The 8,078-nt window shown below is 36.7% G+C and carries 7 protein-coding genes, 1 pseudogene and 1 riboswitch; of the genes and pseudogenes, 2 read left to right on the plus strand and 6 right to left on the minus strand.

Annotation, left to right across the window (positions count from 1 at the left end; all coding sequences use genetic code 11):
* A partial coding sequence (locus ACRCJ0_RS07300; protein WP_431390048.1) for an ABC transporter permease occupies nucleotides 1–979 on the plus strand: 979 nt, incomplete at its 5' end.
* Nucleotides 980–1,440: 461 nt separating this feature from the next.
* Here the strand turns inward: ACRCJ0_RS07300 and ACRCJ0_RS07305 are convergent.
* The 3 genes from ACRCJ0_RS07305 to ACRCJ0_RS07315 form a co-directional block, all read right to left on the minus strand.
* Complete coding sequence (locus tag ACRCJ0_RS07305; protein WP_431387642.1) at nucleotides 1,441–1,878, minus strand: MerR family transcriptional regulator; 438 nt, start codon at nucleotides 1,876–1,878, stop codon at nucleotides 1,441–1,443.
* Between the two features lie 149 nt (nucleotides 1,879–2,027).
* On the minus strand, nucleotides 2,028–2,408 hold the full coding sequence (locus ACRCJ0_RS07310; protein WP_431387641.1) for a DUF3021 family protein: 381 nt from the start codon (nucleotides 2,406–2,408) through the stop codon (nucleotides 2,028–2,030).
* 139 nt (nucleotides 2,409–2,547) lie between these two features.
* Nucleotides 2,548–2,931, minus strand: coding sequence for a glycosyltransferase family 8 protein (locus ACRCJ0_RS07315; protein ID WP_431387646.1), 384 nt, complete (start codon nucleotides 2,929–2,931; stop codon nucleotides 2,548–2,550).
* Between the two features lie 219 nt (nucleotides 2,932–3,150).
* Here ACRCJ0_RS07315 and ACRCJ0_RS07320 point away from each other — a divergent pair, with 219 nt between their 5' ends.
* Nucleotides 3,151–3,795 carry a hypothetical protein gene (locus ACRCJ0_RS07320; RefSeq protein ID WP_431390049.1) on the plus strand — a complete coding sequence of 215 codons (645 nt, stop codon included), beginning with the start codon at nucleotides 3,151–3,153 and terminating at the stop codon, nucleotides 3,793–3,795.
* Between the two features lie 49 nt (nucleotides 3,796–3,844).
* Here ACRCJ0_RS07320 and ACRCJ0_RS07325 read toward each other — a convergent pair whose 3' ends face one another.
* The 3 genes and pseudogenes from ACRCJ0_RS07325 to ACRCJ0_RS07335 form a co-directional block, all read right to left on the minus strand.
* Nucleotides 3,845–5,731 (minus strand): heavy metal translocating P-type ATPase, encoded by a 1,887-nt coding sequence (locus ACRCJ0_RS07325; protein ID WP_431387639.1) that lies wholly within the window; start codon nucleotides 5,729–5,731, stop codon nucleotides 3,845–3,847.
* Nucleotides 5,732–5,899: 168 nt separating this feature from the next.
* Nucleotides 5,900–6,007: riboswitch (NiCo riboswitch) on the minus strand.
* Between the two features lie 392 nt (nucleotides 6,008–6,399).
* Nucleotides 6,400–7,236, minus strand: coding sequence for a glycosyltransferase family 8 protein (locus tag ACRCJ0_RS07330; protein WP_431390050.1), 837 nt, complete (start codon nucleotides 7,234–7,236; stop codon nucleotides 6,400–6,402).
* 145 nt (nucleotides 7,237–7,381) lie between these two features.
* Nucleotides 7,382–8,078: pseudogene (locus ACRCJ0_RS07335) on the minus strand (M24 family metallopeptidase); the annotation flags it as partial.

The following is an 8,078-nucleotide window of genomic DNA, read 5'->3' on the forward strand; positions in this document are numbered from 1 at the left end:
CGATATGATTGTTGCGGAAAATGACTATGTCTCTGATCAACAAAATGATGAGATTCAGGATACTTTATCTTCTCAAGACATTGATCAATTCGGTGAAGTAGCATATCAAGAGTTAACAACTGTCGGTGGAAAACAAAATGATACACAAGATATCACTTTAATTTCCCCAGAAAACATAGATGAATTTTCAGACTATATTCAATTAACTGAACGTGGATCTGATGAAACGTTAAACTTACCAGATGATGGCGTAGTAATTTCTGAACGACTAGCTACATTATTAGATGCTGAAGTGGGTGATACTATCACGCTTCAAGACACGAACGGTCAAGACCGCGAAATGAAAGTATCAGGAATTACGGAAATGTATATTGGTCACTTTGTCTTCGCTAGTCCACAAGTTTATGAAACAATCTACGGCGATGATTACCAAGTTAATGCTTATCTAGTCAATCTAACAGATGATTCCATTAGTAATACGGAAAATCAAGCTGCGAAATTCATTGAACTAGATGGTGTTGCTGGTGTCGTCCAAAACACTACCCTTATGAATCAAATCGATACGATTGTACATTCATTGGATAAAATCATGACCGTCTTAATTATTGTTGCTGGTTTATTAGGTATTGTTATCCTATACAACCTAACGAATATTAATGTCTCTGAACGGATGCGGGAGTTATCAACGATTAAGGTGCTTGGTTTCTATGATAAGGAAGTAACCATGTATATTTATCGGGAAACGATAGTGTTGACGGCACTTGGTATTTTGGTTGGATTTGGCCTTGGTGAGTTGCTGCATCAATATATTATTAATGTGGTACCACCAGCAGATGTTATGTTTAATCCGGCTTTGACAGCGCCAAGTTTTGTGGTTCCAGCTGTTATTATCGGTTTGATTACGGCTATTTTAGCTTATGTGATCAATCGCCGATTGAAGAATGTGGATATGCTTGAAGCGTTGAAATCTGTTGATTAGACAAAATAAATACTAATATTAAATAAACACCACTGTATGAGACAAGTTGTCTTTCTATAGTGGTGTTTTTTGATGAATACTTTAATTAATGAATAGTTTGATTAATGAATACCTTCGGTATTTCACTGCAGAAAATGATAAGCCATTAAAAAGCCACCGAACCGATTTGAGCCTTGGTCTCAAATCTCAAAAGCTTCAAACGGCTACTTAACGACTTTGTCGTTGGTATCCGTAATTCACATTTTGTTCTTCTTGGTGGCTAATGGCTATCTATTTTCTTCCGTTTCATACCTTTTTATTGGATTCTTCTTTAATTAAGGTTTTATTGATATCCATTTTTACTATATTTACTAATTTAATATTTATACCTTTATATAGAAGAAATTAGTAATTTTTACCAAAAAAAGCGCTAATGATTTTCACCTTTAACGCTAAAAAAAATAATTTTTCTTCTATATATATTAACTATGTGAGTGTTCGTATTGCACTCTTACTGCTGCTGGTAAGCCATCCGGGATCATTTCGTTAACTCTATCTTCGTTCCCATCTGCCATTGCTTGTGAGTAATACCAGATTTTATATTCTATCATGCTTAGTACACGTTTCATTGATTCGATTTCTTCTTCCATTACGGCCTTTTGTTTTACAAATAGGTCATAACGGTCTGAGTAGGTTTCTGGTCCTTGTTGGTTCCAGTCCATGAATTTTTTAATATCTTTGATTTCTAATCCTGATTTTTTTAAGCAATCAATGACACGTAAGGCTTCTAATTCATTATCAGAAAATTGACGAATACCAGATTCGCGTTGCATGGTTGGGAATAAGCCTTCTTTATCATAATATCTCAAGGTTGAAACTGGGATATTAAACATTTTTGATACTTGTCCAATTGTATACATTTTTTCACCTCAAAATTCATCTTTATAGGATTTATCCTTAACCTAAAGTCAGCTTTAGGTAATGGACTAATAATACATTCAAAGGAAATGAATGTCAAAATGAGCAAAGCCACCATTTGCTAGCAAACGCTAGTAGTTGGCGGCTTTTTCTAACTAAATTTATTTAAAAAATACCCAAATAAACGACTAAATAAGATTACGCCAATGCCAATTAGATTAAATTGTATCCACAGGATAGCTACTTCCCCAATACCATTTAAAGGTAGAGAATTCATTAATAAAAAAGGAAAAGCTGTAAATTGTATCACTAGAAAGTGAACAGCAAACTGCTTAAATCTTGACCATTTTTCAATCTTATATACTACTGCAGTGAAAGATAGAATCCCAAACAAAACACCAGAAATCACACTATACCAAGCATGTTCAATATCCCCATTACTAAATTGAATCCAAGCGAATATACCAAAGATACTAAAAATGAGTAATCCAAATATGAAATAACGCTTATACATTGGTCTATCTTCCGTCAAAAAAGCTTTTATTTACTATAAGTATAGCATCTTTAATAGTACTTCAAGCAATCAAAAAGCAGTTACTGGCTTATAAAACTGCCAATAACTGCTTAAATTTAATACATTTCCAATACTTCTTCAAACTTAATATTTATTCCTATTTCCCTTGAATGACTTTTTCTAAGTTTTCTAATTGATTTTGATAGTTTAGGTAAAGTGCGGTAAATCGGTTGTCGTGTTTGTCGTCCCATGGTTTTGGTCCGCCACAGTAGTGGATAATTGATGTGTTGTCCATTACCCAATGGACGTCATGTTGGGCTAGGCTTTTGGTTAAATAGCGCATGTATTTACGGTTGTCGTAGTTCCAGATTTCTTCTGGGATTTCTTTGGTGTATTTACCGTACAAGCGGTTTAGGATGTCTTGGTCAGGTAAGATTAATAGGCTATTGTATTTGACGATGACTTCTTGAATGTCAGACCAGTGGATTTTTTTACGGGCTTGGTCTAGATCAATTATTAGAACCCCAGAATTAAAGTAAATACGTTAGAAGCGCGTGTACTTGCATTAACTAAAGAAGATTTCAAGGTATTTGACGAATATACTAAAACGCGAGAAGATAATATTTTAAATACTCAAGACGGGAAAAATCTTCATCTTTTAAGAACACTGTTACCAAAATTAACTGAATTAGGTCTTACCTACATCAGAATTATCGATTATAAACTGCATGTATTTATTCCTGATGAAGTTATAGATATATTGAATAACTATAAGGAAATCAAACGAAATAATGGTGCATTCTTGAACCAATTAAAATTGATGACAGAATACGTAAACGCCGCAGCTAATTTATATGGGTTTGTCGATAGTGATGTATTTCTGTCTTGGTTAACAGATGACATGGATATGACCGTACCCTTTGAAACTAAACAACCAATAGATCACTGGATGATTACCTTAATTAGTATCACTGCCTTATCTCAAAAACATTACTATTACCATGGCAGTGAATTTGCGTCAAATAAATTTGTCAATATTGAAGATGCCACTATGTTTGATATGGTTTTGGATACTCGCCCAGATTTTCCGCCTTATATTCCAAGTAAAAGTGAAATTAAACGATTCAGTTATTCTACTTTTGACAAAAACAGCTTGCCTTATAAACGCTTTACCAAAGAATTAAGAAAAGTTGCTAAAGACTATAATATGGTTCATTACATCATAACAACCGAACTAATAAAAGGATCTAACATTACACAATTGATCAATATTCTAAATCAAGAAGATATTATCGTATTTAATTCAGCAGAAGAAATGGATACATTTGCAGAATCAGTATTTACATTAAATAATGACACTCGGATGTGGGTTAACTATGGTAATAAACCAGACGAATTAGACTAAAAGAAAATCCCTAGCTACTATGAAACTCCTTGGTAGCTAGGGATTATTTTTACGCTAATTCTTTTTCATAAGCTTTTTCTTGATGGGAATCTTCTTCAAAGTTTGGATCCTTATAGGCTAACAACCGTAAGCCATTTAAGATTACCAGAATGGTTGACCCTTCGTGACAAAGAACGGCAATCGGTAAGCCTAGAACTCCAAACAAGTTGAGTAAGACTAAGATTACAATCACACCGACTGCAAAGACAACGTTTTGGGTGATTAATTTGTTTAATGATTTACTCAATTCATATGAATAAAATAGTTTAGCCAGGTTGTTTTTCACGATGACAATGTCTGAAGATTCCATAGCAACTGATGAACCAGAACCCATGGCAATCCCAATGTCCGCATTGGCTAAGGCTGGCGCATCGTTAATCCCGTCACCAATCATCCCAACGACTTGGTCTTTTCCTTGGCTATCTAAGACGAATGAAATTTTATCTTCAGGTAGCATGCCGGCTTTATAATGGTCGATATGCACTTGTTTGGCTACTTGCTTAGCGACGGCTTCATTGTCCCCAGTTAATAAGACAACGTCAACCCCGTCACTTTGAAAGCCAGCGATTGCATGGGCAGATTGAGGGCGGACTTGGTCAGCAAGTGATATATAGCCTAGGATTTCATGGCCATTGCCCACGAAGACTGTCGTATTGGCTGCTTGCAGTTTATTACGGAATTTTTTAGGGTCGGCGTAAGTGTCAAATGAAGATGGTTTTCCAACTGTAATGGCACCCTTTTTCACGCCTTTACCAGCAATTTCTTCAACAGGTTCGTTATGGTCAACAGCGGAAAGGTCTAAGTCTTTGAAAGCTTCAACGATGGCACCACCAATTGGATGACTAGATTGTTGCTCCATATAAACGACTTCTTTAAGAATATCCGGGTCAACGTCGTGATCGACCACCTCAAATTCGCCATAAGTTAGGGTTCCGGTCTTGTCGGTGTATAGGGTATCCATGGTAGACAAGGCTTCCATTGCTGCTCCACCTTTGAATAGAATCCCGTTCTTGGCACCGTTTGAAATGGCTGAAAGGGTTGCGGGCGTTGCACTTGCGACCAAGGCACATGGACTAGCAACGGTTAAGAGCACCATGCCACGGTAGAAGGCAGTGTCGAATGAGAACCCTTGGAATTGCATCAAGATGAAAATGAAAATCGGTACGGCAATCAGCACGGTAATTACGTATTTACTTTCAATTCGGTCAATAAATTTTGAAATACGAGACGGACGGTTTTGTGCTTCCTCCACCATCCGGATGATATTTGAAAAGACTGTTTCACTGGCAGTTTTGTTGACCCGCACATGGAAGGCATTGCCCTCGTTTAAAGTCCCCGCAAATACTTCTTCATCCGCATTTTTTATGACTGGGACTGATTCACCCGTTAAGGCAGATTCATTTACCAAAACTTGGCGGTCAACATGTCCATCAATTGGAATTTGTTCCCCTTTCGCAACCACAACGATATCGTCAATTTTCAATTCTTCAGTTAGGACTTCGATAACTTCCCCGTTTGGTTGGAGTAATTTTGCTGTTTCAGGTACTTGTTCCATCAACTCTGAAATCGCTGATGTAGACTTATTTGTCGCATAATTTTCAAGCACTTCCGCCACCGCAAAAATAAATAACAGCGCTGCACCCTCAGATTCATAATTGATCAAAGCCGCCCCTAAAGCCGCTAGAATCATTAAAAGGTCAACATTAGGTGACTTATTCTGAACTGTATCTACAACCGCATTCTTAGCGGCATAAAAACCAAGGAAAAACATTGAAATATAGAAAGCAATTGTCGCGAGTGTGCCATTAAAAGTTGAAAATAGAAAACCTAGTAACAAGAAAATCGTCCCGATAACAACAAACTGTCCTTGACGGTTATGTAAAATATAGTCTTTCATGATAAATACTCCTTTTCTTTATTGGTTATTTGTGCCATTTTATTGATTATTTGTGTAACATTGAACAAAAATGATTGACTATAAGTGCTTTTTCATTCGGTACCCATGCCCCTCACCTTCCTTAAAATATTTGGTAAAGAAAAAAGGGCATACCTATGGACAGTGATTAGCTGTCTCACAGGTATGCCCTACGTTAATAGTTCATTTTCTGCTGCTTCATCTAGAAGCCCGGCTGCATAAATTCTTTCAAACTTACCGCCTGTTCGTATATGTAGATTGATTCTTGATTAATCTGATGTATGTGGTATTCTCTTTACCTTGTGATAATAATAACATGTGTTGAGGGAATATGCAAGAAGAATGGTGAGAAAATTTGTATAAATTCTTGAAGTGGATCTTTCAACATAACAACTACTTTTATTGATAGGAAATTATAGAGAGTACAAAAACAGGAGCAAGTATTGATATTTCATCAAGAATGTTTTACTGATAGGAAATTATAGAGAGTACAAAAACACATTGTAAAACTGCGCTAAATCACAGATTGTTTTACTGATAGGAAATTATAGAGAGTACAAAAACCCATTTTTGCCAGTCATTCCACTGCCAGTTAGATGTCATATTGGCCTTCTGTTTGTGTAACTGCTAAAGTATGTATATATTCTACACTATTTAATCGCTTCTTCTATTCGCTTTAGTTGGTTTTGATAGTTAAGATAAAGACTGGTAAACCGATTGTCATGTTTATCGTCCCATGGTTTTGGTCCGCCACAGAAATGGAGAATAGCAGTATTCGTCATCACCCAGTGAATATCATGTTGAGCAAGACTTTTGGTGAAATACCGCATATATTTACGCGTATCATAATTCCAAATTTCTTCGGGAATTTTCTTAGTGTATTTACCATATAATCGGTTGAGGATATCCTGGTCGGGTAGGATTAATAGCAAGTTATATTTTTCAATCATTTGCGCAATATCTGACCATTTGACAATTTCTCTAGCTTTATCTAAATCAATCACCATCACACCAGAATTATAGTATGCATGGTCAACGTCTAGTCGCATTTGGTTTACTCGAGTAGAAACGTCCGTCAACCCAACATGCGTAGCGGCTGCCAGCATATGCCCTTCTAAATCCGTCTGCCACAAGTCTATCAGTGGGTTAACTACTAAAATATCCGGATCTAAATAGATGACGCGTTTCATTTCTTTAGGTAATATTTCACCCGCAAGCAAGCGGAAATACATTTCTTTTGGATACCGGTCTTCTGTTTTTGCGCTATTCCACTGGCTACCATCAATTTTAATCGATTCAAAACCAAACTGTAAATAATCCGTTAACTTTCGCAATTCACGAATAGTGCTCATTGAAATAGATTCATGAATCAACCAAATGCGAATAGCTTGGCCTGGATTGTTTTGACGAATCGAGGTTAAAGCCACTTTTAAGGGATTCAAATAACCTTCATCTATGGTAAATAATAATTCAATTTGCTCATCCAAGGGGGGCATCCTCCAATTTTCTTCTATATTATACTTAATATTAGCACCTTTACAGATGTCTCATTTGAAACCTTCGTGACCATTTACTTAAGAATAGGTAAAAATCCCTCAAGACTGGTCAGCCAATCTTGAGGGGTATTTTTATTTATCCGAAGTGGATAGCTGTTTTTTGATCTAATAAGAATGGTCTATAGTAAGCAAAGGTACTTGCTAATGGTAGTAATGCATCTTCTAATGCTAGACCTAAGGCATCTTTTAGATAATCCTTTCGGCTACAGATACGTGCCCATAATTCAGGTTGTTCAGCCTTAATCTGTTCACGTAACGCTTCATCAGCAACCGCAATCGTTGATTCAGCAGATACACCATTGTGCCCTGCTTGTAAAGGAATAAAGTCTAGTTGGAAGATGTAACCACTTTGAATCGTAGCATCAGAGTCTTGATAGAATGGTGAGCTTAACCATTCTTCGTCAGCTACTAAATGCCCTGGGCACAAGTTCCAGCCATAAGTAGCTTGCGGATAAAACTCACTAAACGCTTGGTAGAAATCGCCACCTTTTGTACCAATGTTCAGATTGTCTAACCACCATTTATAGGCTTGGAAATAGGGGTAAACGACTTCTTCTAAGTATCCTGAATCACGTTCAGCGAGCTGACTTGCATCTTTCACTGCATAGCCAGAACGACTAGACAAGCCACCTTTATAGGCTACTGTTAATGCAACTTTATCGCCATCATTTAACGTGTTATCAGTTGGATAAATATTAGCGCCCTTAAATCGATCACCAAAGGCTGCAATAGTCACAACAGAAGGATATTGACCATCACGATTTAAGCGATTA

The sequence above is a fragment of the Aerococcus sp. L_32 genome, assembly GCF_050689315.1.

Bases quoted from the DNA above. Each gene is read 5' to 3' on its own strand.
- ACRCJ0_RS07305 (WP_431387642.1), bottom strand. From the start codon at position 1,878: ATGTATACAATTGGACAAGTATCAAAAATGTTTAATATCCCAGTTTCA.
- ACRCJ0_RS07325 (WP_431387639.1), bottom strand. From the start codon at position 5,731: ATGAAAGACTATATTTTACATAACCGTCAAGGACAGTTTGTTGTTATC.